Below are 674 nucleotides of genomic sequence, written 5' to 3' on the forward strand. Positions count from 1 at the left end.
TTGTATCCCCGGTCTGCAAATACTTCTGCAGGCTGCTTGTTATTGATTCGTTCATACTGTTCTAAAACCTCTGGTAGTGTTTTTGAATCATGTAGTGTTTGAGTAAAGTTAACAGCGCTCATGATGATGCCTGTTTGTTGGTCAATAACAATTGAAACTTTACTGCCAAACTCAAACTTTTTGTGTTCCTTGCCTTTCGAATAGCATTTTACATTTGGTTCGTGAAGACTATAAATCTTATCAGTGTCACCACGCTTTTGGGATAGTACTCTTTGATACAGTTTAAGTGCAGGCAGATATTGGCCAAGCCTTGACAGTGGAAGCTTTCTGGCAATATCACGTACCAGCCTGCCTGCTATAATTTGGATTTTTTTATTGGCTTTTCTTGCTGCCTTCACCCCATATTTGGTTGTTTTAAAACGTTGCAGATTACCCAGCTGCTTAACAACTCTTGTATAAGATTGCCGCAGATCAATGGCTTCTTTATCTGCTATGGCCCAACATTTTTTTATGATCTTTTTATAAAGTTTATCATCTGTTGGATAAGTGATATTTTTTTCCTGAACAGTTGTGTCAACACTCACTATTACGCCGGTATCACTATCATCCGGTGGTTCATTAACACGTATGCTTTCTTTTAAAATCAACTCAACTCCAGCCTCTCCAATTCGTTG

The 674-nt window shown here is 38.4% G+C and carries 1 protein-coding gene; it reads right to left on the reverse strand.

Annotated elements, in window-relative coordinates:
• The coding region (locus tag QWZ08_RS28110; RefSeq protein ID WP_290341372.1) for a transposase at positions 1–674 on the reverse strand (674 nt) is incomplete at both ends.

The sequence above is a fragment of the Ferruginibacter paludis genome (assembly GCF_030409685.1).
GTDB classification, from domain to species: Bacteria; Bacteroidota; Bacteroidia; order Chitinophagales; family Chitinophagaceae; genus Ferruginibacter; species Ferruginibacter paludis.